This window comes from Microbacterium sp. Z12_35 (assembly GCF_058310475.1).
In genome coordinates, this window is the sequence record NZ_JBZEGJ010000001.1 from 1,618,834 (window position 1) to 1,642,395 (window position 23,562).

The 23,562-nt window shown below is 70.4% G+C and carries 21 protein-coding genes and 1 riboswitch; of the genes, 13 read left to right on the forward strand and 8 right to left on the reverse strand.

The features are described 5' to 3' along the window. Positions 1 to 116: 116 nt before the first annotated feature. The 4 genes from hpaH to AC4FS1_RS07960 are packed head-to-tail and all read left to right on the forward strand — an operon-like array spanning position 117 to position 3,162. Positions 117 to 902 carry a 2-oxo-hept-4-ene-1,7-dioate hydratase gene (hpaH, locus tag AC4FS1_RS07945; protein WP_491153977.1) on the forward strand — a complete coding sequence of 262 codons (786 nt, stop codon included), beginning with the start codon at positions 117 to 119 and terminating at the stop codon, positions 900 to 902. Further along, positions 887 to 1,690, forward strand: coding sequence for an HpcH/HpaI aldolase family protein (locus AC4FS1_RS07950; protein ID WP_491153979.1), 804 nt, complete (start codon positions 887 to 889; stop codon positions 1,688 to 1,690). The genes hpaH and AC4FS1_RS07950 overlap by 16 nt, the downstream gene beginning before the upstream one ends. Positions 1,691 to 1,736: 46 nt before the next feature. Then, complete coding sequence (locus AC4FS1_RS07955) at positions 1,737 to 2,534, forward strand: transglutaminase-like domain-containing protein (RefSeq protein ID WP_491153981.1); 798 nt, start codon at positions 1,737 to 1,739, stop codon at positions 2,532 to 2,534. Positions 2,535 to 2,571: 37 nt separating this feature from the next. Continuing rightward, entirely contained in the window at positions 2,572 to 3,162 is a 591-nt protein-coding gene (locus AC4FS1_RS07960; RefSeq protein ID WP_491153983.1) for a hypothetical protein, read from the forward strand. 214 nt (positions 3,163 to 3,376) lie between these two features. On the opposite strand, the gene AC4FS1_RS07965 is transcribed toward AC4FS1_RS07960, so the two are convergent. Together AC4FS1_RS07965 and glyA are read right to left on the reverse strand one after the other, a co-directional pair. Then, the gene (locus AC4FS1_RS07965; protein ID WP_491153985.1) at positions 3,377 to 4,258 is read right to left on the reverse strand and encodes a bifunctional methylenetetrahydrofolate dehydrogenase/methenyltetrahydrofolate cyclohydrolase; all 882 of its coding nucleotides are present in this window, start codon (positions 4,256 to 4,258) and stop codon (positions 3,377 to 3,379) included. Between the two features lie 100 nt (positions 4,259 to 4,358). After that, the gene (gene glyA / locus AC4FS1_RS07970) at positions 4,359 to 5,633 is read right to left on the reverse strand and encodes a serine hydroxymethyltransferase (RefSeq protein ID WP_491153987.1); all 1,275 of its coding nucleotides are present in this window, start codon (positions 5,631 to 5,633) and stop codon (positions 4,359 to 4,361) included. A gap of 72 nt (positions 5,634 to 5,705) precedes the next feature. Next, a riboswitch (ZMP/ZTP riboswitch) is annotated at positions 5,706 to 5,791 on the reverse strand. 117 nt (positions 5,792 to 5,908) lie between these two features. On the opposite strand from glyA, the gene AC4FS1_RS07975 reads away from it, so the two are divergent. From AC4FS1_RS07975 to AC4FS1_RS07990, 4 genes are all read left to right on the forward strand, one after another. Continuing rightward, complete coding sequence (locus AC4FS1_RS07975; protein WP_491153989.1) at positions 5,909 to 7,402, forward strand: beta-N-acetylhexosaminidase; 1,494 nt, start codon at positions 5,909 to 5,911, stop codon at positions 7,400 to 7,402. Next, positions 7,399 to 8,550, forward strand: a complete 1,152-nt coding sequence (gene nagA, locus AC4FS1_RS07980; protein ID WP_491153991.1) for an N-acetylglucosamine-6-phosphate deacetylase — start codon at positions 7,399 to 7,401, stop codon at positions 8,548 to 8,550. Before AC4FS1_RS07975 ends, nagA begins: the two co-directional genes overlap by 4 nt. Positions 8,551 to 8,626: 76 nt before the next feature. Continuing rightward, positions 8,627 to 9,013, forward strand: a complete 387-nt coding sequence (locus tag AC4FS1_RS07985; protein ID WP_491153993.1) for a YrdB family protein — start codon at positions 8,627 to 8,629, stop codon at positions 9,011 to 9,013. Then, on the forward strand, positions 9,010 to 10,380 hold the full coding sequence (locus AC4FS1_RS07990) for an FAD-binding oxidoreductase (RefSeq protein ID WP_491153994.1): 1,371 nt from the start codon (positions 9,010 to 9,012) through the stop codon (positions 10,378 to 10,380). The genes AC4FS1_RS07985 and AC4FS1_RS07990 overlap by 4 nt, the downstream gene beginning before the upstream one ends. Positions 10,381 to 11,061: 681 nt before the next feature. On the opposite strand, the gene AC4FS1_RS07995 is transcribed toward AC4FS1_RS07990, so the two are convergent. From AC4FS1_RS07995 to AC4FS1_RS08015, 5 genes are all read right to left on the reverse strand, one after another. Further along, entirely contained in the window at positions 11,062 to 12,021 is a 960-nt protein-coding gene (locus tag AC4FS1_RS07995) for an ROK family protein (RefSeq protein ID WP_491153995.1), read from the reverse strand. Further along, a complete protein-coding gene (locus AC4FS1_RS08000; protein WP_491153996.1) occupies positions 12,021 to 12,872 on the reverse strand; it encodes a carbohydrate ABC transporter permease in 852 nt (283 codons plus the stop codon). The genes AC4FS1_RS07995 and AC4FS1_RS08000 overlap by 1 nt, the downstream gene beginning before the upstream one ends. Continuing rightward, entirely contained in the window at positions 12,869 to 13,858 is a 990-nt protein-coding gene (locus AC4FS1_RS08005; protein ID WP_491153997.1) for a carbohydrate ABC transporter permease, read from the reverse strand. The genes AC4FS1_RS08000 and AC4FS1_RS08005 overlap by 4 nt, the downstream gene beginning before the upstream one ends. A 92-nt stretch (positions 13,859 to 13,950) precedes the next feature. Beyond that, positions 13,951 to 15,189 (reverse strand): extracellular solute-binding protein, encoded by a 1,239-nt coding sequence (locus AC4FS1_RS08010; protein WP_491153998.1) that lies wholly within the window; start codon positions 15,187 to 15,189, stop codon positions 13,951 to 13,953. 62 nt (positions 15,190 to 15,251) lie between these two features. Then, entirely contained in the window at positions 15,252 to 16,391 is a 1,140-nt protein-coding gene (locus AC4FS1_RS08015) for an ROK family transcriptional regulator (RefSeq protein WP_491153999.1), read from the reverse strand. 162 nt (positions 16,392 to 16,553) lie between these two features. On the opposite strand from AC4FS1_RS08015, the gene AC4FS1_RS08020 reads away from it, so the two are divergent. From AC4FS1_RS08020 to AC4FS1_RS08030, 3 genes are all read left to right on the forward strand, one after another. Next, complete coding sequence (locus AC4FS1_RS08020) at positions 16,554 to 17,018, forward strand: hypothetical protein (RefSeq protein ID WP_491154000.1); 465 nt, start codon at positions 16,554 to 16,556, stop codon at positions 17,016 to 17,018. A 72-nt stretch (positions 17,019 to 17,090) separates the two neighbouring features. After that, positions 17,091 to 18,539, forward strand: a complete 1,449-nt coding sequence (locus AC4FS1_RS08025; protein ID WP_491154001.1) for a L,D-transpeptidase family protein — start codon at positions 17,091 to 17,093, stop codon at positions 18,537 to 18,539. A gap of 27 nt (positions 18,540 to 18,566) precedes the next feature. Next, a complete protein-coding gene (locus AC4FS1_RS08030) occupies positions 18,567 to 19,535 on the forward strand; it encodes an acetylxylan esterase (protein WP_491154002.1) in 969 nt (322 codons plus the stop codon). Positions 19,536 to 19,591: 56 nt separating this feature from the next. Here AC4FS1_RS08030 and AC4FS1_RS08035 read toward each other — a convergent pair whose 3' ends face one another. Then, positions 19,592 to 21,811 (reverse strand): NADP-dependent isocitrate dehydrogenase, encoded by a 2,220-nt coding sequence (locus AC4FS1_RS08035; protein WP_491154004.1) that lies wholly within the window; start codon positions 21,809 to 21,811, stop codon positions 19,592 to 19,594. A 138-nt stretch (positions 21,812 to 21,949) separates the two neighbouring features. Here AC4FS1_RS08035 and AC4FS1_RS08040 point away from each other — a divergent pair, with 138 nt between their 5' ends. Both AC4FS1_RS08040 and AC4FS1_RS08045 read left to right on the forward strand, forming a co-directional pair. Further along, positions 21,950 to 22,402: a GNAT family N-acetyltransferase gene (locus AC4FS1_RS08040; protein WP_491154006.1), complete on the forward strand. Its 453-nt coding sequence runs from the start codon at positions 21,950 to 21,952 to the stop codon at positions 22,400 to 22,402. Between the two features lie 266 nt (positions 22,403 to 22,668). Continuing rightward, positions 22,669 to 23,508 (forward strand): endonuclease domain-containing protein, encoded by an 840-nt coding sequence (locus AC4FS1_RS08045; RefSeq protein WP_491154008.1) that lies wholly within the window; start codon positions 22,669 to 22,671, stop codon positions 23,506 to 23,508. The last annotated feature ends 54 nt before the right edge of the window (positions 23,509 to 23,562 follow it).

Genomic DNA, 23,562 nt, shown 5'->3' on the forward strand with positions numbered 1-23,562 from the left:
GGCGCCCTAACTCCTCAAGATCCGGCCGTTCGGGGCGAGCGGCCCCGCGTTCCGGGCCCGGTCTTGAGGAGTTCGGGTATCGGCGACTGGCTAGTCTGACAACGAAGGAGACACCCATGCTGGATGACGAGACACTCGCCGCCATCGCCGCGGAGCTGGCCGAGGCCGACCGCACGCACGGGGTGATTCCGCGCATCACCGCGCGGTACCCGGATGCTGCCGTCGAGGACGCGTACGCGATTCAGCGCCTCTGGCGCGACGCGCGCATCGCCGACGGACGGCGTCTGGTCGGCCGCAAGATCGGGCTGACGTCGAAGGTGATGCAGGCCGCGACCGGCATCACCGAGCCCGACTACGGCGTCATGTTCGACGACACCGTGTGGGACAACGGCGCCGTGATCCCGCACGCGGACTTCTCGAACGTCCGCATCGAGGTGGAGCTGGCCTTCGTGCTCGCCGAGCCGCTCGAGGGTCCGAACTGCACACTCTTTGACGTGCTGCGCGCCACCGAGTATGTCGTCCCCGCCCTCGAGGTGCTCAACTCGCACATCGAGCTCGAAGGGCGCACGATCGTGGACACCATCTCCGACAACGCCGCATACGGCGGGATGGTTCTCGGGGGCAACCCCACGGCGCCGGATGCCATCGACCTGCGGTGGGTCTCGGCGCTCCTGTACCGCAACGAGACGATCGAGGAGTCCGGGGTCGCCGCGGCGGTGCTGAACCACCCGGCCGCCGGGGTCGCGTGGCTCGCGAACAAGCTCGCCCAGCACGGCGACCGGCTCGAAGCCGGGGAGATCATCCTCGCCGGCTCGTTCACGCGTCCGATGTGGGTGCACCCGGGCGACACCGTCCTGGCCGACTACGGACCCATGGGGACGATCGCATGCCGCTTCATCTGACCCCGACCTTCCGCGACCGCCTGGGCGCAGCATCCCGTCCCCTTGCGGGGATGTGGGTGTGCTCGGGCAGCCCGCTGGTCGCCGAGATCTGCGCCGGGGCCGGGCTCGACTGGCTGCTCATCGACATGGAGCACTCCCCCAATGGCCTGGAGAGCGTGCTCGCGCAGCTGCAGGCGGTGGCGGCTTACCCGTCCACGCCCGTCGTGCGGGTGCCGATCGGCGACGTCGTGACGCTCAAGCAGGTGCTCGACGTCGGCGCGCAGAACATCCTCGTTCCGATGGTGTCCTCGGGCGAGCAGGCCCGCGAGCTCGTCTCGGCGGTGCGTTATCCCCCGCGGGGCGTGCGCGGGGTGGGATCGGCACTGGCCCGATCGGGCCGCTGGAACCGGATCGACGATTACCTCGCCGACGGCGATTCCCACGTCTCGCTGTTCGTCCAGGTCGAGAACGTCGAGGGCGTGGATGCGGCGGGCGACATCGCCGCGGTGGACGGCATCGACGGCGTGTTCGTCGGACCCAGCGACCTCGCCGCATCCCTGGGGCTCCTCGGGCAGCAGACCCACCCCGCGGTCGTCGCGGCGGTGCAGCGGGCGTTCGACGCGGTGCGCGCGGCGGGCAAGCCGGTGGGCGTCAACGCGTTCGACCCGGCTGCCGCCCAGGCGTACCTGGATGCCGGCGCCGCGTTCGTGCTCGTCGGCGCCGACGTCGCGCTGCTCGCCCGCGGGTCGGAAGCGCTCGCCGCGCGCTGGGTGCCGGCATCCGAGACGGGGCGTCGCGCGTCGTACTGACCCGCGCGCGGCCCGGGCGGGTCGCCGGATGTGCGACGCTGGCTGCATGCAGCGGAATGTGGCGAGCACCATCCTCCTGGACGTGACCGAACCGGCCGACCTCGTGTTCGCCATCGCGGTGTCGGCGGCCTACCCCTCCGTCACCGAAGAGCTCCTGGTGTCGCTGGACGGTGCAGCAGTGGAGGCGGAAGAGCTCCCCGACGCGCACGGAACCCGATTGCACCGCGTCCGCTGCGGCACCGGACGTCTCGAGGTGTCCTACACCGCCACCGTTGACGATTCCGCCGACGACCTCCCGACTTCGCCGACCGATCTGCTCGTGTACACGCGCCCGAGCCGGTACGCCGAGTCCGACGCCCTGGGCCCGACGGCCTGGGCGGAGTTCTCCGGGATCTCCGACACCGGCGACCTCCTCGCGGCCGTGTCGTCCTGGGTCGGTACCGAGCTCGCGTACGTCTCCGGGGCGAGCATGCCGACCGACGGCGCGGTGCAGACGCTGCTGAACCGGCGGGGCGTGTGCCGGGACTTCGCCCACCTGTGCGTCGCTCTGCTGCGCGCACGCAACGTGCCGGCGCGCGTCGTGTCGGTGTACGCCCCGGGGCTCGCGCCGATGGACTTCCACGCGGTCGCCGAGGCGTGGGTCGACGACGCGTGGCGGGTGGTGGATGCGACGACCCTGGCGCCGCGCGCCTCGCTGGTGCGCATCGCCACCGGACGCGATGCGTCGGACACGGCGTTCCTGACGGTCCTCGGCGGCCGCGCGACGTTCGAACGCCTGACCGTGACCGCGGTGGTCGATTCCCTGCCGGACGACGACGTGACGCAGCTCGTGCAGCTGACGTGACGGGTCGGCTGGCCGCATCCTGTGTCAGGCTGGACGCATGAGGGCCTGGATCATCCGCTTCGCTTCGCTGTACGTCTTCGACGTCGTCGTTCTGCTCCTGATCGGCGCGCTCGTCCCGGGCGTGCGCGTCGGCTGGTCGGCGCTGTGGGCGGGCGTGGTGCTCGCCGCCGCCACGATCTGGTTGAAGCCGGTGATCCACCGGTGGTTCCGCTCCATGGCGGCTCGCTCCGCCGCGCAGCGCTCGTGGCTGGCGGAGAAGGGCGTGCAGTACCTGGTCGTTCTCGCCGTCGCCGCGATCATCTGGGTTCTCCTCGTGATCTTCACGGGCGTGAACGTGCGAGGCTTCGTGTTCGGATGGTTCGTCCCACCCCTGATGCTGCTGATCGCGTGGGCCATCTACGACCTCATCGACGACCGCATCGAGGCCCGCACCGGGGCGCTGTACGACCGCGCGACCGCCGGGCGCCGGGCGACGGGTGGGGGCGCCGGCGGTTCCGCGTCGTCTCTTCCGTCGACCCTCGGCGGCTCCGCCGCATCCGCTCCCGGTCGCCCCTCGGCGGCGACGCCTCGGCCGCACGGCGACGACGGCCTGACCGACGAACAGCGCCGGATGCTCGACGGCCTGTGACCGCGGCGGGTCTTGCGCCCCGACCCTTCGTCTCGCTCGCTCGCTCAGAGTCCGGGGGCGCGCTGGCCGTTCAGGCCCCGGCCCGCGGACACGCAGCGAGCGACACCTGTCCGGACACTAAGCGAGCGGCACCTGTCCCGGCCACTGAGCGAGCCGCCACCTGTCCCGGACACTGAGCGAGCGCAGCGAGACGAAGTGTCCCGCCGCACGGCTGTCAGGATGCGGCGCGCTCGGCGGCCTCGACGACGTTCGTCAGCAGCAGCGCCACGGTCATCGGCCCCACCCCGCCGGGGTTCGGCGAGAGCCATCCGGCGACCTCGGCGACGTCCGGCGCGACGTCCCCGTACACACGACTCTTGCCGGTCTCGGGGTCGGTCTCGCGCGTGACCCCGACGTCGAGCACGGCCGCGCCGGGCTTGACGTCTTCGGCCCGGACGATGTGCTTGACACCCGCGGCGGCGACGATGACGTCGGCCTGGCGCAGGTGGTGAGAGAGGTCGGTCGTCCCCGTGTGGGTGAGGGTCACCGTCGCGTTGATCTCGCGCCGAGTGAGGAGAAGCCCGATCGAGCGGCCGATCGTGACGCCGCGCCCGACGACGACGACGTCCTTACCGGCGAGGTCGTAGCCGTTCCGCTGCAGCAGCTCGATGACCCCCCGCGGCGTGCACGGAAGGGGCGTGGTGATCGGGGCGCTGACGTTGAGCACGAGTCGGCCGAGGTTGGTGGGGTGCAGGCCGTCGGCATCCTTCGCCGGGTCGATCCGCTCGAGGATCGCGTCGGTGTCGAGGTGCTTGGGCAACGGCAGTTGCACGATGTAGCCGTGGCACGCGGGATCGGCGTTGAGGGCGTCGATCGCGGCCTCCACGTCGGCCTGCGTCGACTCGGCGGGGAGCTCCACCTGGATGGAGTTCATGCCGATCGCCTCGGAGTCGCGGTGCTTCATCCCCACGTACAGCTGCGACGCCGGGTCGGCGCCGACGAGCACCGTCGCAATGCCCGGGGTGATCCCGCGCTCCTTGAGCGCCGCGACGCGCTCGGCGAGCTCCGCCTTGATCTCTGCCGCCGCGGCCTTCCCATCGAGCCTGATCGCCGTCATCCGTCTCTCCTTCCGTCCATCCCGCGAAACTGCATCTCCGCCACGAGACTCCCGCCGATGGATGCAGTGTCGTGGCGGAGATGCTGTCTCGCTGGTCGGGTTACTGCTGCAAGCCGGGGTACAGGGGGAACGCGGCGGTCAGGGCCGAGACCCGTAGGCGCAGCGCCTCGAGGTCGGCGCCGGGCTGCAGCGCCAGCGCGATCACATCGGCCACCTCGGTGAACTCGGCGTCGCCGAATCCCCGGGTCGCGAGCGCCGGCGTGCCGATGCGCAGGCCCGAGGTCACCATGGGCGGGCGCGGGTCGTTGGGCACCGCGTTGCGGTTGACGGTGATGTGGATCTCGTGCAGCAGATCCTCGGCCTGCTTTCCGTCGATGGCTGCGTCCCTCAGGTCGACGAGAACGAGGTGCACGTCGGTGCCGCCCGAGCGCACCGCGATACCGGCGGCGGCCACATCCGGCTGCGTCAGGCGCTCCGCGATCATCGCGGCGCCGCGGAGGGTGCGCTCCTGGCGCTCACGGAACTCCTTCGTCGCGGCGAGCTTGAACGCGGTCGCCTTCGCGGCGATCACGTGCATGAGCGGCCCGCCCTGCTGCCCCGGGAAGACAGCGGAGTTGATCTTCTTCGCGATGTCGGCGTCGTTGGTGAGGATGAAGCCGGAGCGCGGCCCGCCGATCGTCTTGTGCACGGTGGACGACACCACGTGCGCGTACGGCACCGGGTTCGGATGCAGCCCTGCCGCGACGAGCCCGGCGAAGTGCGCCATATCGACCCACAGCAGGGCTCCGACCTCGTCGGCGATCTCGCGGAACCGGGCGAAGTCGAGCTGGCGGGGGTAGGCCGACCAGCCCGCGATGATCACCTTGGGCTGGTGCTCCACGGCGAGGCGATGCACCTCGTCCATGTCGATGATGGATGTCTGCGGATCGACGCCGTACGCCACGATGTTGTACAGCCGGCCGGAGAAGTTGATCTTCATGCCGTGCGTGAGGTGACCACCCTGGTCGAGCGAGAGCCCGAGGAGCGTGTCGCCCGGGCGCGCGATCGCGTGGAGCACGGCGGCGTTGGCGGTGGCACCCGAGTGCGGCTGGACGTTGGCGAACTCGGCACCGAACAGCGACTTGGCGCGCGCGATCGCGAGCTCCTCGGCGACGTCGACCTCTTCGCACCCGCCGTAATAGCGGCGTCCAGGGTAGCCCTCGGCGTACTTGTTGGTCAGCACGGAGCCCTGCGACTGCAGCACCGACACCGGAACGAAGTTCTCGGATGCGATCATCTCGAGATATCCGCGCTGACGCTCGAGCTCGCGCTCCAGCACCTGGGCGATCTCAGGGTCGACCTCGGCGAGCGGGGCGTTGAAATACTGGTCGGACACGGCGATCTCCTCGGACGTCGGCAGAATATCTGCGGTTGTTGGGCAGCACGCGTGGCGGGCTGACGGAACACCTACATCGGCCCAGGCGTGCGGTCGAATGCCGTCGTACGGTCGCTCCCCGGTGGTGGCCCACCTCAACGCCAGTCGCGACGTGTCCACCCTAGCGGGTCGGCGATAAGGTGAGGCAACGTCGCTGTTTGCAAGGCGTCCTGACAGAGCGTCCGGCTGCGGCTCGTCCCTCCTCGGGCCACCCAGGCCGCCAGGAAGGAGCATCCGTGCCCACACCCCCACTGGTGCCGTTCCCCCTGTCCGTCCGCGAGCGTCCCGATGCCGAGCCGTTCGTCCTCGCGGGTGCCGGCATCGCGGGCGACACCGACGCGTCCGCCGAACTCGCAGCGCTCCTCCGTGCGCGCACAGGCGCCGAACCCGCCCCGGCGCCCGATGGGTCGATCCGGCTCCGCATCGCTGCGGGCGGGGCCGCAGAGTCGTACACGCTCACCGTCGACGGGGCATCCATCGTGCTCACCGGCGCGGATGCTGCGGGACTCTTCTACGGCGTGCAGACACTGGCGCAGCTCATCCAGCAGCGCGGGGATTCCTGGATCGTGCCGGCGATGCAGATCGAGGATGCGCCGCGATTCGCCTATCGCGGGATGATGCTCGACGTGGCGCGGCACTTCTTCGGCGTGGACGACGTGAAGGCGCTCATCGACCGCGCGTCGGCGCTCAAGTGCAACCACCTGCACCTGCACCTCACGGACGATCAGGGCTGGCGTCTGCAGCTGCGCTCACGCCCCGAGCTCACGGCCCGCGCGTCCGGCACCGCGGTGGGTGGGGATGCCGGCGGCTTCTACACGCGGGAGGATTACGCGGAGATCGTCTCGTACGCGGCATCCCGGCACATGACGGTGGTGCCGGAGGTCGACATTCCCGGTCACACGCACGCCGTGGGCCTGGCCTATCCCGAGCTCGCCGCGGATCCGGTCATCACCGACCAGGTTCGCACCACCGCAGCGGAGTTCGGTGGCGGACTCCCCGAGACCGGCCGCCCGTACACCGGGATCGCTGTGGGTTTCTCATCGCTGCGCATCGACGACGAGCGCACGTACGAGTTCCTCGCCGACGTGCTGGGCGAGCTCGCCGGGATGACGCCCGGCCCGTACCTCCACCTCGGCGGTGACGAGGCCCTGGGGACGAGCGCCGAGGACTACGCCACGATCATCACCCGCGCGGTGGGCATCGTCGCGGCCGCCGGCAAGCGGCCGATCGCCTGGCATGAGGCCAGCACCGTCCCCGACCTGCCGGCCGATGTGGTCGCACAGTACTGGGGATACGTGGCGCCCGACCGACCCGTCACGACCGGTTCAGCCGACTCGGTCATCCTCTCCCCCGCCGACGCGGTGTACCTCGATATGAAGCCCGAGGCGGGGTTCCCCCTGGGCCTCACGTGGGCGAACGGCCCCACGAGCGTCGAGCGTGCCTATTCCTGGGAGCCGGACGGCCTCCTTCCGGGCGTGGATGCCGAGCACATCCTGGGCGTGGAGGCACCGCTGTGGACCGAGACGGTGCGCACGCTCGCCGACATCGACGCGCTCGCCTTCCCCCGCCTGGCCGCGGCCGCAGAGATCGCATGGTCGCCCGCCGCCGGCGCGAGCGCCGAACGCACCTGGGGCTCCTTCCGCGAGCGCGTCGGCGGGCTCGGCGCCCTGTGGACGGCGCTCGGTGTGGGCTTCACCCGCTCGCCCGAAATCCCCTGGCGCGCGTCGTGAGCCTCGTTGTGCACTCCGCACGCCTCATCGACGACGGCGTGGCGACGGATGCGGCGTGGGTGCGTTTTGCGGACGGCCGGGTCGTCGCATCCGGGGTCGGCGACACCTGGCGCGACCTCGCCGTCGGCGACGACGTCGTCGACGCTCGTGCGCTCGCGGGCCACGCCGCGGTGCTCTCCCCCGGGTTCGTCGACATCCACGGCCACGGCGGCGGCGGATACGCCTTCGACGATGGAGCCGATGCGATCCGCGCTGCCCGCGCCGTCCACCGGCGGCACGGCACCACCAGCGCCGTGATCTCCCTCGTCACCGCCCCTCTGGACGCACTCGCCCGGAGGGCGGCGGTCGTCGCGGAGTTGACCCGCACCGACTCCGACATCCTCGGCTCGCACCTCGAGGGACCCTTCCTCGACCCGGGACATCGGGGTGCACACGACCCCACCGCGCTGGTCTGGCCGGTCGCCGTGGAATCGCTGCTCGAGGCCGGCGCCGGAACCATCCGCCAGGTGACGCTCGCCCCCGAACTGCCGGGCGCCTTCGAGGGCATCCGGGCGCTCACGGCGGCGGGCTCGACCGCGGCGGTCGGTCACACCGGGGCGGATGCGGCCTTGGCGGCAGCCGCTTTCGACGCCGGCGCCCGCATCCTCACCCACGCCTTCAACGGGATGCCGGGGCTTCACCACCGAGCGCCCGGGCCGGTCGGGGCGGCGCTCGCCGACGAACGGGTCGTTCTCGAGCTGATCGCCGACGGCGTGCACCTGCACCCCGACATCGTGCGGATCGCGTTCGCGGCCGCCCCGGGTCGCATCGCGCTCGTCACCGACGCGATGTCGGCCACCGACGCCGGCGACGGGCGGTATTCGCTGGGCGGTCTCGACGTCATCGTCGCGGACGGCGTGGCGCGCTTGGCCGACGGCGGCTCGATCGCGGGGTCGACGCTCACCCAGGATGAGGCCGTCCGGATCGCCGTGGCGGCGGGCGTCGACGTGCGGGAGGCGCTCCGCGCCGTTACCGCCACACCGGCGCGGGCGATCGGGCTCGCCGGAGAGGTCGGCCACCTCCGCGAGGGCAGCCGCGCCGATGCCGTGCTGCTCGACGCCGATCTCCGCGTCCGGGCGGTGTGGGCCGGCGGGGCACCCGTGCGTTGAGGGGCTGCGTCGGCGGGTCGGGCGGTGCGTTCGCCGGGGCAGGAGCTGCCCGGCGGCCGGTCGTAGACTGGAAATCATGACCGATACCCCTCGCGTGCGCGCGGAAGCACCGCCGGCACCCGGGACCCGCCCCGCCCTGTCGGTCGTCGATGTCGTTTCCGTGCTGTGCGGCGTGCTCGCTTTCGGAACTCTCGCCCTGTGGGGTTTCACGGCGTGGGCGTTCCCCTGGAACATCGTCTTCGGCATCGGCGCGCCGGTCGTGGCGGTGTTGGTGTGGGCTCTGTTCGTCTCCCCCCGCGCCGTTCTCGCCGTGCACCCGTTCGTCCGCGCCGTCGTCGAGCTGCTCGTGTACCTGTCGGCGACCATCGCGTGGTGGAGCATGGGCCAGCCGTGGATCGGCCTCGGCTACGCCGTCGTCGCTGTCGCCTTCGGCCTCGTGGTCGGTCGGCGGCGCCTCGGATGACCGCCGACGTCGTCGCGCGGCTCGTCGACGCCCTCGGTGAGCGCGTGGACGTCTCTTCCGAAGCCCGCAACGCCGCGCGCGCGGACAAGTCCGGTCACACCGCCGAAGGAATGCCGCTCGCCGTCGTGCACGCCCAGTCCGTCGCCGACGTGCAGGCTGTCATGCGCATCGCGTCCGAGACCGGCACACCGGTCGTACCCCGCGGCGCCGGAACGGGCCTGGCCGGAGCCGCCAACACCGGGGCGGGCGAGATCTCGCTGTCGCTGCGGCGCATGGACCGCATCCTCGAGGTGCGCCGTGACGATCTGCTCGCCGTCGTGGAACCCGGCATCCTCAACGGCGACCTCAACGCGGTGCTGGCCGAAGAGGGGCTCTGGTGGGCGCCCGACCCCGCCAGCCGGGCGATCTCGACCGTGGGCGGCAACATCGCCACCGGCGCCGGCGGCCTGCTGTGTGCCAAGTACGGTGTGGTGCGCGATGCGGTTCTCGGCCTCGACCTCGTGCTCGCCGACGGACGTCTCCTGCACCTCGGGCATCGCAGCGTCAAGGGCGTCACGGGCCTTGACCTCACCTCGCTGGTGATCGGGTCGGAGGGCGTCCTCGGCGTCGTCGTGGCCGCCACCCTCAAGCTCCGCCGGCTCGTCCCCGGGGAGGTGCAGACGCTGTCGGCGACCTTCCCCGACGTGCGGGCCGCTGCCGTCGCATCCGCCGCCGTGACCGCGTCCGGAGTACAGCCGGCGATCATGGAACTGATGGATGCGGCGAGCCTCGCCCGCACGCACGCCTACCTCGGTCTCCCCGCACCGGCCGTCGGTGCCGCACAGTTGCTGATCCAGACCGACGGTCCTGCGGCGGCAGCGGAGGCCGACGCCATCGCGGCCGTCCTCGCCTCCGTCGGCGGGACCGTCGTGATCGCGGCGGACACCGCCGAAGCCGAGCACCTGCTGTCCGTGCGCCGGTCGATGCATCCCGCCTGGGAAGCGGCCGGCACGACGCTCATCGAGGACGTGTCGGTTCCCCGGAGCGCGCTGCCCGCCATGTTCGACGCCATCGCCGACATCGAGCAGCGCTTCGGCCTCGCGATCCCGACGGTCGCCCACGCGGGCGACGGCAACCTGCATCCGAACTTCGTCTTCCCCGGACCCGACGTGCCGGACGAGATCTGGGTAGCGGCGGGCGAACTCTTCCAAGCCGCCCTCGCCCTCGGTGGGACGCTGACCGGCGAGCACGGAGTGGGCATCCTCAAGCGTCGCTGGCTCGCCGACGAGCTGGGGGACGACCAGTGGCAGCTGCAGCGGCAGATCGCCCGGGTGTTCGACCCCGCCGGCATCCTCAATCCCGGCAAGGTCTTCGCTCCCGCCCTGTAGCCCGTCGCTCTTAGCCCGGTCGCCGTGATGGGTCGCTGTAGCGGGTCGCTGTGGCTGGTCGCTGTAGCGGGTGGCCCCTAGCGGGAGCGGGTCGCGGAAGCCGTTGCAGCACGGGAGGCGTGCACCTCAGGAGGAGAAGTGCACTCCGGAGGGCCAAAACCCTTACATCCACCCTCCCCAACGCACATCTCCTCCCCAACGGCACACCGACGCCCCACCCGCCCAGCCGCCACCGCGACCCCCCTCCACCCGTACACCTCGGGAGGAGAAGTGCACCACGGAGGACCAAAACCCCCACACCCGCCCTCCCCAACGCACATCTCCTCCCCAACGGCACACTCCGGGCCTAGAGGCGCCACGCCTCCACCCACCCGTGCAGCCCGGGAGGAGAAGTGCACTACGGAGGGCCAAAACACCCACATCCACCCTCCCCAACGCACATCTCCTCCCCAACGGCACACTCCGGGCCTAGAGCCGCCACGCCGGTCCACTCCACCCGGGCACCTCGGGAGGAGAAGTGCACTACGGAGGGCCAAAACCCCCACATCCACCCTCCCCAACGCACTTCTCCTCCCCCGCGGCACGCCGACGCCCACCCGCCCGCCCAGCCGCCACCGTCAGACCCGCCCACCCGTTCACCGCGGGAGGAGAAGTGCACTACGGAGGACGAAAACCGCCCCTTCACCGACGGCTCAGCGTCTCCTCCGGCGTCGCGCCGATCAGCGCAGCACCCAGCGCCGCCGCCGGGGAGCCGGCCGGGAGCAGTTCCACGCGTTCCGCCACGCGCAGCGAGCGAAGGAACGGGGATGCCGCGGCGCTGTCAGCGAGCGCAGCATCCACGTCAGCCGTCAGGCGCGGCGCGAGGGCGGTGAGCCCACCGCCCAGGACGACGGTATCCGCGTCGGTCGTGAGGACCAGGATTCGGACCGCCGCGGCGACGCCGCGGGCGAGGCCGGCTCGCAGCATCCCGGCGTGCGGATCTCCGGCGTCGGCGGCGTCGAAGATGTCCTGTACCGGCAGCCGGCCGGGTCTTCCCCACCGCTCGGCCAGCGAGGCGCCGCCGACGAGCGCCTCGATGCATCCGCGCTGCCCGCACCGGCACGGCGGACCCGCGGGGTCGACGGAGATGTGCCCCACCTCCCCGGCGGTCCCGCGCGATCCCCGCCACAGGGAACCGTCGGTCACCAGGCCCGCCGCTATGCCGGTGCCCAGGTTCAGGTACGCCATCGAGCCCGACCCGCCGCGGAGGGCGTACGCGCCGGCGGCGGCGGCTTTCACGTCGTTCTCCGCCCGCACCGGCACGCCGAGGAGGGGTTCGAGTGCGTCGGCGACGTCAAGCCGCTCGATGCCGAGGTTGACCGCGTGCACCACCCGCGATCCACCGGGCTCGACCTGACCGGGCATCCCCACACCGACCGAAGCCAGTCCGCGGCCGTCGACGCCCGGTTGGGCGGCGAGATCTTCCACAGCGGCGAGGATGCTCCGGACCACGGCATCCGGTCCCCACCCCGTGGCCCGGCGCACCCGGGCGAGCACCGAGTCGTCTGCGCCGAGCGCGACCGCGTCGGTCTTCGTCCCGCCCACGTCGAGGCCGACACGGATGCGGGCCGGCGCCGCATCCGCGGGAGAACTGGATGCCATCAGCCTTTGACCGCCCCGGAGACCAGGCCGCTTGTCATTCGGTGCTGCACGATGAGGAAGAATCCCACGACCGGGATGGCCACGAGGGTGGAGCCGGCCATGAGCTCGGCCCAGTTGATTCCCCCGTTGGGGTCGAGGAAGGTCCGCAGCCACACGGGCAGAGTCATCGCCTCGGGGCGGGGGTTGAGAACGAGGGCGAAAATGAACTCGTTCCAGGCCTGGATGAAACCGAACACGCCCGTGGCGACGAGGCCCGGGGCGAGCAGAGGGAAGGTGACGCGCCAGAACGCCTGCGCGCGGCTCAGCCCGTCGATCATCGCGGCCTCCTCGAGTTCCACGGGGATGCCCTGCACGAAGCCACGGAGAGTCCAGATCGTGAACGGCAGCACCGTGGCGACGTAGACCGCCGTCAACCCGGCGATGGTGTTCAGCAGCTGCCACCCGTCCATGAGCCGGAAGATCGAGATGATCATCGCCTCCGCCGGGATCATCTGGATGATCAGGATCGTCACGAGAAACGCTCCGCGAGAGCGGAACCGGAAGCGCGCTACCGCCAGCGCGGCGAGGAACGCGAACACGAGTGCGACGACCACGGTCAGCAAGGTCACGGCAAGGGAGTTGCCGAGGGCGGGGAGGAAGGGGGCGCGATCGGAGCGGAAGATGACGCCGAGGTAGTTCTCGATCGTGGCGTTCTCGGGCCAGAAGTGCAGGTCGCTGCCGCGCACCTGCGAATTCGGCTGCAGCGAGGTGTTCACCATCCAGTACACCGGGAACGCCGAGAAGACGAACACCACGACCGCGGCGATGCCGGCCAGCACCGATCCGGTGCGGCGCCGGGTGCGGCCGTTCACAGCGTGTCCTCCTTCACCGTGCGGCGTACATAGAAGGCCGACAACGCCACGAGCAGCAGCACCACCAGCACCGAGATCGCCCCGCCCGCCCCGAAGTCACCCGAGCCGAGCGAGACCCGGTAGATGTAGACGCCGAGCGTGTTGGTCTGTTCGGCGATACCGCCGATGGACTGCAGCGAGTAGATCTGCGTGAACACCCGGAGATCCCAGATGACCTGCAAGATCGTGACGACCGTGAGGATGGGGCGGAGGTAGGGCATCACGACGAGGAAGAACCGCTTCGCACCTCCCGCACCATCCAGCTGCGCCGCCTCCATCACCTCATCCGGCACCTGGGTGAGGCCCGCGTAGACCGTGAAGGCGACGAACGGCACTGCTCCCCACACGATGATCACGGTCGCGACGAGGAAGAAGCTCTCCGGCGCGAGAAGCCACGAGTGCCCCTCGAAGGGCAGTCCGAACCCGCGACTGAGGATGTGATTGAGAACGCCGTACTGCGTGTCGAAGATCCATCCCCAGACGATCGTCGCCGACAGCGGAGGCATCGCCCACGGGAGCAGCAGCCCGGTCGACACCAGGGTGCGCAGCGCCATCCCCAGTCGCCGCATGAGCAGGGCGATGAGGATGCCGAGGAGCATCGTGAGCACGACGCACACTGCCGCGAACACGACCGAGCGTGAGAGCACCTGCCAGAACTCGGGGTCCGTCAGAACGGCGATGTAGTTACCGAAGGCGATGAACTCCGGCGGCCGCCCGAACACCTGCGCGCGACCGAACTCCTGGAACGACATCACCAGCAGCTGGATCAGCGGCCAGGCCGACAGCAGCGCCAGCACGACCAGAGCCGGCAGCAGAAGCGCATACGGCATGAAGCCGCCACGCCGCCTTCGCCGGCGACCCGATGCGGCCGGCGGGGCGGGCGCGACGAGCCGCTCTCCGTCCACGCCGCTCACAGCCGGCGCGACATCGCTCGGGAGAGGTGTCATGTGATCTCCAGCGGTTCATCCCCCTCCTGCGCGAGACGGAGCGAACGTCGGGTCCGACGCTCGGGCCGTTCTCGAGCAGGAGGAGGAGGGGGTCAGCCGTTCAGGATGTCTTCGATCTTGGTGTCGACCTCCGCAGCAAGTGTCGGGAGGTCACCACCCTGGGCGACCTGCACGAAGAAGTCCTCCAGAACGCGGGATGCTTCGACCTCGGCCCAGTTCGGAGCCGCCGGGGTCAGCTTCGCGTTCGCGGCCGCAGCCGTGAACGCCTCCGCATCCGGCGTGTCGCCGAGGGTCGAGGCGAGCGACTGCTTGGCGGGGATGAGGCCGTTCTCGCCGTAGATCGTCTGGAACCCGTCGCTCAGGATGATCTCCAGCGCGCTCTTGGCGAGCTCGGGGTTGGCCGAGCGGGCCGAGATGCCGATGTTCGATCCACCCGCGAACGCCTGTGCGACTCCGCCGTCGATCCCGGGAAGCGCATAGACGAAGGGCGCGGTCGGTGGAGCGTCCGTCTCGCACTCGCTGGCCAGGCCCAGCGCCCAGTTCGGCGCAGAGAACTGGATGGCGGCGCCTTCGCAGTACGGCGTCCACGGTTCGGCGTTGTCGCCGTCCTTGGGCGCCAGCGAGGCGTTCGTCATCAGGTCCTGCACCTGCGCGAGACCGGCGAGCGACTCCGGCGAGGAGAACTGGGCATCCCACTCCTCGCCGTCCTGCACCGCGATCTCCCCGCCGTTCTCCCACATGAAGGGGAGGGCGTTGTACCAGTCCTGGCCGGCGAAGTAGATGCCGGACTTATCGGGGTTGGCTGCGGCGAGCTCGGTCGCCTGGGCGACGTACTCGTCGAGGGTCGCGGGCGCCGCCGATACGAAGGCCGGGTCGGCGAAGACGACACGGGCGCCCGAGTACAACGGCGCGGCGTAGAACGCCCCGTCGTAGGAACCCGCCTCGACGAAGCCCGGGAGCAGGTCATCGCCCCCGAGGTCTTCGTAGATGTCGGTGATGTCCAGCAGTGCCCCGACCGAAGTGAACGCGGGCGCCTGCGTGTTGCCGAACTCGACGATGTCGGGGCTGTCGGAGCTGGACAGGCTCGTGGTGAGCTTGTCCACGAGACCGTCCCAGGTCTGTTCCTCGATCACGAGCGTCGACCCGGGGTTCTCCTCCTCGAAGGTCTCGACGAGGTAGTCCCGGGCATCCTGTGGCGTGTCGGTTCCGGCGAGCCACACGCGGATCTCGGCGCCGTCGCCGTCTCCGCCGGCACTGCCACTCCCGGCGCAACCGGCGAGTGCCACAGCCGACGCGCCGACGAGCGCGAGGGAAGCGAGCTTTCTGTTCATGGTGCCTTCCTTCATGGTTTCTCTGGTGCGGGATGAGCCGAGGCTCGCGGGGTCTCGGATGCCTACGACACTCCGAGGCGTCCGGACAGGACCATGACGGCCGCCCCGCGCAGGACGATGTCCTGGCCGTGCTCCGTCATCCGTACGCGCACGCCGTCGTGGAACTCAGCGAGCGTGCGGGCACGAAGGGTCTCGGCGGTGGAGTCCGCGAGGGGGCCGCCGAGGAGTTCGGGAGGGCCGGAGAGCACGATCTCCGACAGGTCCAGAGCGCCGACCACGGGCGCCAGCGCGATACCCAGCCGCTCCCCGGCGTCGCGGAGGATCCCGTCGCGGTCGGCAGCAGGCGCGGCGTCGAGTCGTGCGGACAATGCCGGAACGGACAGCCAGGCCTCCAGGCATCCGACCTTTCCGCAGACGCACCGCGGCCCCCCGTCGGTGCCGACGGTCACGTGACCGATCTCGCCCGCGGCGAATCGCCCCCCGCGCATCGGGCGCCCGTCGGCGAGAAGCCCCGAGCCCACGCCCCGGCCGACCTTCACGAGCAGGACGTCGTCCCGCGATCCGCCGAAGGTGTACTCCGCCAGAACGGCGGCGTTGGCGTCGTTCGCGACCAGCACCGGCAGGTCGAGCGCCTCGGACAACAGCGATTGCAGGTCCAGCCGTTCCCATCCGAAGTTCGGCGCGGTCAGCACCACGCCGGCGTCATCGACCACACCCGGTGACCCGACCCCGACACCGAGCACCGGGGCGTGCGAATCCGCGACGAGCGCCGCGGCCAGGTCGGCCACGATGCGCACCACGTCGGCATCCGCCGGGGGAACAGGCACCTGCCGACGCGCGACGATCTCGCCGTCCATCGTCAGCACGGCGCCGAGAATGACGTCGCTCCCCGACAGGTCGATCCCGACGATGCGGTGTCCGGAACGATCGAGGTCGACGAGCATGGCGGGCTTGCCCGGACCGGAGCTCTCCCGCATCCCCTTCTCGGTCACGTAACCCTCGGTGATCAGCGCCGCCACGAGGTCGGAGATGGTCACGCGGGTGAGCCCCGTCTCGCGCGCCAGGTCGGCCCGGCTCATCGCCCCCCCGGAGTACAAGGTCTGCAGGACGAGGGACCGATTGTGGGTCCGCGCCTGCTCGGGGAGGACCTTCCCGTGCGGGCGCAGCGCCCGGCCTCCGCCGAAGGCTCGGGCGGAGGTCATCGATCCTGGGGTGCTCACATTTGTTAGTAGACCTTACGAACTAACTCGCCGCAAGACCGAATCTGTGACTACTCGGGTCTTTACCCACTCGTTATCCGCGCAGAGACGGGGGCGATAACCCTCCGCGTCTAGGGTGGAGACCCCCTCGAAGGAGCACGTCATATGAACGCCCGCCACGCCCTGGGTACGCTCGCCCTCCTCGCAGCGCTCGTTGTTACGGGCTGCACCGCCTCCCCCGCGCCGGCCATCACGACGTCGCCCGCGACCGCCGCCCCCGCGGATGAAACGGGGGACGGCGGGCAGTCCACCGCTGACGCCTGCGCCATCGTCGCCGAGTCGGTGGACAGCGCCATAGCGGCGTTCGCCTCCGCCTCCCCCGACGACCCCGCAGCCGTGATCTCTGCCCTGCAGGCCGCATCCAGGGAACTGGTCACCGTCTCCGAGCGCGTCACCAACGACGACGTGGCGGCGCTGCTCCCGCCCCTCCGCGACATGTTCGGCGAAGCATCCGAGGCCATGAAGGCTGTCGCAGACGGGGACCTCACGCGCGTGGCCGACGTCTCGCGCCTCAGCGGGGCGTTCCAGGAGGCCGCGAGCGCTTATCAGGAATTGTGCGCAATCGGCTGACCGTGATCGGAACGTTGCCCCGGACATCCAGTCCCGCGCTTAGCATAGAACCAGAAGAAGGGGTGCCACGACATGACGGATCTCGTTACGAGACCCGAAGCCGGCGAAGAGAACGCGCACGACGCGGTCTCGGGCCTCGACGGTGACGGTCCTGCGTACGCCTGGGCGCCTGGGGAGCCCGCACCCGCCAAGAGGAAGCACGCGCTCCTCTGGATCGGCATCCCGGCCGGAGCGACGGTCATCGCGCTCGTGGCCGCGTCGATCGTGCTGATCGCCCCCGGGACCGCCGTCGCAGGAGTGTCTGTCGGTGGACTCACCCCCGGTGCAGCAGCGGACGCCGTCGCGTCGCGCCTGGCCGAGACGACGCTCGTCCTCGAGGGTCCCGACGGCGAGTTCACCGTCACCGGCGCCGACCTCGGCGCCTCCGTCGATGCGACCGCCGCAGCCGAGGCGGCATTCGCCGAGCATCCCATGTGGAGCCCGGCCGGTTGGTTCCCCAGCGGAATCGACGCGCCCGTGTCCCTCGACGAGACACGCGCGACCGAGACGCTGCGCTCCGTCGCCGGTGAGCTGTTCGTCGACCCCGTCGACGCCGCCGTGTCGTTCGACCCGGCTTCGGCGACCTACATCGTGACCGACGCCATCCCCGGCGAGGGCGTCGACCTGGAAACGGTGCGCGCCGCCCTGCAGGACGCGTTCGACTCCGGGGCGACGACCATGCCGCTCGACGTCGCCGTCGTCTCGGTCGAGGCGGCCGCCACCACCGAAGAGGCAGCGACGACGGCGGCCGGCCTCAACGGCATGCTCGACTCCGTCGGCTTCTACGTGGGCGAAGAGCGCGTCGTCCCCGTCGATCGCACGGTCGCAGCATCCTGGCTGACGGTCGGCGTCGAAGCGGGAGCCTTCCACGTCACCGCCGATCCCGCTGCCATCCAGCCCGTCGTCGACGGGCTCCCCGCCGCGGTGAACCGTGATCCCATCAACGCCACGGTCATCACCGACTCCGCCGGATCCGTTCTGCGCGAGCAGACCGCGGGCGTCACCGGCCGCGTGCTGGAGAACACCGACGGCATCGCCAACCAGTTCGCCGGCCTGCTCGGCGACGGACAGTCCGCCTTCCCTCTCACCGTCGCCGAGACCCCGTTCACAACAACAGCCCTCGTCCGCCGCATCGAGGCGAACCTGAGCACCCAGCGGGTCTACCTGTACGAGAACGACCAGCTCGTCCAGTCCTGGGCCGCCTCGTCGGGGCTCCCGGGCTCGGCGACTCAGCCGGGCAACTTCCGCATCGGGTGGAAGACGCCCATGCAGGACATGGGGTGCTTCCCCGGCGCGCCCTACTGCACCGAGAACGTGCCGTGGGTGTCGTACTTCAACGGCGACCAGGCCTTCCACGGCGCGTACTGGCACAACAACTTCGGCAACCCCATGAGCCACGGGTGCGTGAACCTGCCCGTGAGCGCTGCGAAGTTCCTCTACGACTGGGCTCCGAAGGGCACGCAGGTCTCGGTGCACTACTGAGCGACGCCGTCGCGATATCGTGACGGGGTGCCGCGTTTCGATCTGCCCCTGACCGAGCTCGAGCAGTACCGGCCCGACGTGGCCGAGCCCGACGACTTCGACGCATTCTGGGGTCGCACCCTCGCCCAGTCACGAGCGGCCGGTGCTGACCTCGTCGTCGCGCGCGCCGCGACCATGCTGCGCACGGTGGACGTGTGGGATGTCACCTTCCCCGGTTTCGCCGGCGACCCGATCAAGGCCTGGTATCTCAGGCCGGTAGGGCGCGACGAGCCACTCCCCGTGGTCGTCGAATTCGTCGGGTACGGCGGCGGACGCGGACTCCCCGTCGACCGCCTGGCGTGGTCGGCCGCCGGCTACGGGCACCTCATCATGGACACCCGCGGCCAGGGTTCGGGCTGGGGTTCGGGCGGTGACACGGCCGACCCGCACGGGGCGGGTCCCGCCTCCGCCGGGTTCATGACCCGCGGCATCGACGACCCCGTCGACCATTACTACCGGCGGGTCTTCACCGATGCCGTGCGGGCGGTGGATGCTGCGCGCCTGCTCCCCGGCGCCGACCCCGACCGGATCGCGGTCGCCGGAGGCAGCCAGGGCGGCGGCATCGCGCTGGCTGCAGCGGGCCTGTGTTCGGGGTTGGTCGGTGTGATGCCGGACGTGCCGTTCCTCTGCCATTTCGAGCGCGCCGTGGGCCTCACCGACCGCGACCCGTACCACGAGATCGTGCGGTACCTCTCCGTCCACCGCGGCGCGGAGGAGCGGGTCTTCCACACGCTGTCCTACTTCGACGGCGTGAACTTCGCCAAACGCGCGGAGGCGGCGGCGCTCTTCTCCACGGCGCTCATGGACCTCACCTGCCCGCCGTCGACGGTTTTCGCCGCCTACAACGCCTATGCCGGTCCGCGCGAGATCGACGTCTTCCCGCACAACGACCACGAGGGCGGCCAGTCCTACCAGCTCACACGTCAAGTCGCCTGGCTGGCCGAGCGCCTTTCCTGAGACGCGAAAAGCGGATGCCCCGGCACGCGCCGGGGCATCCGCTTTCGTGAGGCGATTCAGCCGATCGCGTCGACGATTCCGTTGAGCGTCGGCGAAGAGCGCATGACCTCGCGCACCTTCTCCTCGTCGGGGTGGTAATACCCTCCGATGTCAACGGGCGAGCCCTGCACGGCGAGCAGCTCGTCGACGATCTGCTGCTCGTTGGCGGCAAGGGCCTCGGCGATCGGCGCGAACACAGCGGCGAGGTCCGCATCCGCGGTCTGCCTGGCCAGCTCCTGCGTCCAGTACAGCGCGAGGTAGAAGTGGCTGCCGCGGTTGTCGATCATGCCGAGCGCGCGGCCGGGCGACTTGTCGTTCTCGAGGAATGTGCCGGTCGCCGCATCCAGCGTGTCGGCCAGAACCTGCGCTCGCGCGTTCCCGGTGGTCTGCGCGAGGTGCTCGAGCGAGGCGGCGAGAGCGAAGAACTCCCCCAGCGAGTCCCACCGCAGGTAGTTCTCGGTCAGCAACTGCTGCACGTGCTTGGGCGCCGAGCCACCCGCGCCCGTCTCGAAGAGTCCTCCGCCGGCGAGGAGCGGAACGATGGAGAGCATCTTGGCGCTCGTGCCGACCTCGAGGATCGGGAAGAGGTCGGTGAGGTAGTCGCGCAGCACGTTGCCGGTGACCGAGATCGTGTCCTCGCCGCGACGGATGCGCTCGAGGGAATACCTCGTCGCCTCCACCGGCGGCAAGACCTCGATCGTGAGGTCTTCGGTGTCGTGATCGGCCAGGTAGGTCTGCACCTTCTGGATCAGCCGCGCATCGTGGGCGCGCGAGGCATCGAGCCAGAAGACCGCGGGCGACCCGGTGGCACGTGCGCGCGAGACGGCGAGCTTGACCCAGTCGCGCACCGGCACATCCTTGGTCTGCGTCGCGCGCCAGATGTCACCCGGCTCGACGTCGTGCTCCAGGAGCACGTCGCCGGCGGAGTTCAGGACCTGCACGACACCCGGCGCCGAGATCTCGAACGTCTTGTCGTGGCTGCCGTACTCTTCCGCCGCCTGGGCCATCAGGCCGACGTTGGGGACGGTGCCGATGGTCGCAGGGTCGAGCGGTCCGTGCGCGTTGACGTCGTCGAGAACCGCCTGATAGACGCCGGCGTAGGACGAGTCGGGGATGACCGCGAGGGTGTCATCCTCGCTGCCGTCGGCACCCCACAGCTTGCCGCCGTTGCGGATGAGGGCCGGCATGGAGGCGTCCACGATGACGTCGGAGGGCACGTGGAGGTTGGTGATGCCCTTGTCGGAGTTCGTGTACGACAGCCGCGGTCCGCGTTCGATGTCGGCTGCGATCGCTGCGGCGATCTCCTCGCCGCCTTCGACGGAGGACAGCCCGTCGAGAATCGCGCCGAGTCCGTCGTTAGGGGTCAGGCCGGCGGCGGCGATCGCATCGCCGTACCGCTCGAACACGTCGGCGAAGTAGGCCCGGACGACGTGCCCGAAGATGATCGGGTCGCTGACCTTCATCATCGTCGCCTTGAGGTGCACCGAGTACAGGACATCCTCCGCCTGAGCCGCCTCGAGCGTGTCGGCCAGGAACGCGTCCAGCGCCTTCGCGGAGAGGAACGTGGCATCCACGATCTCGCCCGGGAGTACCTTGATGCCCTCCTTGAGCGAGGTCACCGTGCCGTCGGCGGCGACATGCTGGATGCGGAGCACGTCGTCGTCAGCGATGACGACCGACTTCTCGTTCGAGCGGAAGTCGTCATGACCGAGGGTGGCCACGCGGGTCTTCGAGCCCTCGGGGAACGCCTTGTTGCGGTGGGGGTGCTTGCGGGCGTAGTTCTTCACCGACAGCGGCGCGCGGCGGTCGCTGTTGCCCTCGCGCAGCACGGGGTTCACGGCGGAGCCCTTGATGCGGTCGTAGCGGGCGCGGATGTCCTTCTCCTCGAGGGAGACCGGCTCATCCGGGTAGTCGGGGATGTCGTAGCCCTGTCCCTGCAGCTCGGCGATGGCCGCCTTCAACTGCGGGATCGAGGCGGAGATGTTCGGCAGCTTGATGATGTTCGCCTCGGGCAGCGTCGCGAGACCACCGAGCTCCGCGAGGGCGTCGCCCACCTGCTGCTCGGGGGTGAGGCGCTGCGGGAAGGCCGCGAGGACGCGGCCGGCGAGGGAGATGTCGCGGGTTTCCACGTCCACCCCGGCCTGCCGGGTGACGGCCTGCACGATGGGCAGGAAGGAGGCGGTCGCCAGGGCCGGAGCCTCGTCGGTGTGGGTGTAGATGATGGTGGAGTCGGGCACGTGTCGTCTCTCCAAAATGGCCGTTCGCGGGGTCGATTCAGCCTATCGCACAGCGGTAGATATCTTGACGTCGAGATATCTGTGGAACAACAGGTAACGCGCGTTCCGAACCCGCCGCATCCCGGCTAGCCTGTGCACATGGCTGCCCTCCGCCTCGAAGCACTGTCCGCCGCGACCATCGTCGCCGTGAACACGCTGTCCCTGAAACCGGGCCAGGAGCAATTCCTCGCCCCGCTCAGCTACGGCATCGCCGCGACCGTCGTGAACCCGCAGACGTCGTGGCAACGCGTCATCCTCGACGACGACGAGGTCGTCGGGTACGTCAGCGCCAACTTCGATCCCGACGCACCGCAGGAACACTTCCGCTCGGTGCTGTGGCGCATCAACGTCGACGCGGACGATCAGGGCCGCGGCATCGGTCGCTTCGCCCTGGAGAGCCTCCTCGCCGAAGCGCGGGAGCGCGGCATGGACCACGTCGACGTCATCTACGAGCCCGGCGAGGAAGGGCCCGAGGCCTTCTTCCAGGCTGTGGGCTTCACGCCCACGGGCGAGACCGAGTACGGCGAGGTCATCGCCGAGATCCGCCTCTAGCCCCTGGTCCGCCCGGCGCCCGCGGCGCCCGGCGCCCGCGCGCCCCGGCGCCCGCCCGCAGTCGGCGCAGTGCACGAGCGTCGGATGATTGCGGCAAAGTCGGAGCATTTCGGGCCAAACCCTCCGACGTAGGCGCGATTCTCCGACGTAGGCGTGGCCCCGGCCAGGGCGGCGGCCCCTCCTCCCCAGGCACGGCGGTCGAGCGGTTCTCCACCGGGCGCGGCAAGCGGATGCTGCGGGCAGACGGCCTCGCGCAGGATGACGGCATGCGGGATCTGGAGAAGTGGCTGCGCGGGCAAGGCGGCATCGCGCATCGGCAGGCCGCGCTGGATGCCGGGTTCTCGCCCGCCGCGCTTCGTCGGGCCGGCGGCGTGCGCCGCATCCGCCGAGCGTGGCTCGCGCTGCCGGACGCGCCCGAGCACGAGGTCATCGCCGCTCGCGCGGGCGGAAGGATCGCGTGCGTGTCGATCGCGCAACGCCGTGGGTGGTGGATGCCAGACGAAGGAGATGGACGCGTGCATCTCGCTCTCCGAGCCCGCGGCCGCTCCGACGGGGTCTCGGGTTTCCCGGGCGTCGTGCACTGGACGGAGGCTCTCGCGCCCGTCTCGCCGTGGGCGCTCGAGGAGTCGGTGGAGGATGCCCTCGCTCACGTCGCCGTGTGTCTTCCGCGCGAACAGGCCCTCGTCGTGTGGGAGTCGGCGATGCGGAAGGAAGGGCTCAACGCCCTCGCCCTGCGTCAGGTGGAGTGGACCACCACTGACGCCACATGGTGCGCTCAGAACGCTACGGGTCTCTCGGACTCGGGGCTGGAGACGATCTTCCGGTACCGGCTGAGCGGGTGGGGCGTGCTGCTCCGCCAGCAGGTGGTCCTCGCCGGTCGGCCGGTGGATGTCCTCATCGGCGACCGTCTCGTCATCCAGGTCGACGGCTACGCCTACCACTCGAGCTCGGCAGACCGGACGCGGGATGTCGCACACGACGCCGAACTCCGCCTCCGCGGCTACACCGTGCTGCGCTTCACCTACGCGCAGGTCCTCCATGATTGGCCGGCGGTGGCACGCACCGTCGCGCGCGCCATCGCCTCCGGCGCTCACATTGCGCGCTGACCGTCGGACGGCCGCACCAACGTCGGAAGATCACACCAACGTCGGACGATCATG

Excerpts from the sequence above, each read along its gene's own strand:
- AC4FS1_RS07950 (WP_491153979.1), top strand. The coding sequence starts at position 887 with ATGCCGCTTCATCTGACCCCGACCTTCCGCGACCGCCTGGGCGCAGCA.
- AC4FS1_RS07955 (WP_491153981.1), top strand. The coding sequence starts at position 1,737 with ATGCAGCGGAATGTGGCGAGCACCATCCTCCTGGACGTGACCGAACCG.
- AC4FS1_RS07965 (WP_491153985.1), bottom strand. The coding sequence starts at position 4,258 with ATGACGGCGATCAGGCTCGATGGGAAGGCCGCGGCGGCAGAGATCAAG.
- AC4FS1_RS08020 (WP_491154000.1), top strand. The coding sequence starts at position 16,554 with ATGAACGCCCGCCACGCCCTGGGTACGCTCGCCCTCCTCGCAGCGCTC.
- AC4FS1_RS08015 (WP_491153999.1), bottom strand. The coding sequence starts at position 16,391 with ATGACCTCCGCCCGAGCCTTCGGCGGAGGCCGGGCGCTGCGCCCGCAC.
- AC4FS1_RS08010 (WP_491153998.1), bottom strand. The coding sequence starts at position 15,189 with ATGAACAGAAAGCTCGCTTCCCTCGCGCTCGTCGGCGCGTCGGCTGTG.
- AC4FS1_RS07995 (WP_491153995.1), bottom strand. The coding sequence starts at position 12,021 with ATGGCATCCAGTTCTCCCGCGGATGCGGCGCCGGCCCGCATCCGTGTC.
- AC4FS1_RS07990 (WP_491153994.1), top strand. The coding sequence starts at position 9,010 with ATGACCGCCGACGTCGTCGCGCGGCTCGTCGACGCCCTCGGTGAGCGC.
- AC4FS1_RS08045 (WP_491154008.1), top strand. The coding sequence starts at position 22,669 with ATGCGGGATCTGGAGAAGTGGCTGCGCGGGCAAGGCGGCATCGCGCAT.
- hpaH (WP_491153977.1), top strand. The coding sequence starts at position 117 with ATGCTGGATGACGAGACACTCGCCGCCATCGCCGCGGAGCTGGCCGAG.
- AC4FS1_RS07985 (WP_491153993.1), top strand. The coding sequence starts at position 8,627 with ATGACCGATACCCCTCGCGTGCGCGCGGAAGCACCGCCGGCACCCGGG.
- AC4FS1_RS08005 (WP_491153997.1), bottom strand. The coding sequence starts at position 13,858 with ATGACACCTCTCCCGAGCGATGTCGCGCCGGCTGTGAGCGGCGTGGAC.
- AC4FS1_RS08025 (WP_491154001.1), top strand. The coding sequence starts at position 17,091 with ATGACGGATCTCGTTACGAGACCCGAAGCCGGCGAAGAGAACGCGCAC.
- AC4FS1_RS07960 (WP_491153983.1), top strand. The coding sequence starts at position 2,572 with ATGAGGGCCTGGATCATCCGCTTCGCTTCGCTGTACGTCTTCGACGTC.
- AC4FS1_RS08040 (WP_491154006.1), top strand. The coding sequence starts at position 21,950 with ATGGCTGCCCTCCGCCTCGAAGCACTGTCCGCCGCGACCATCGTCGCC.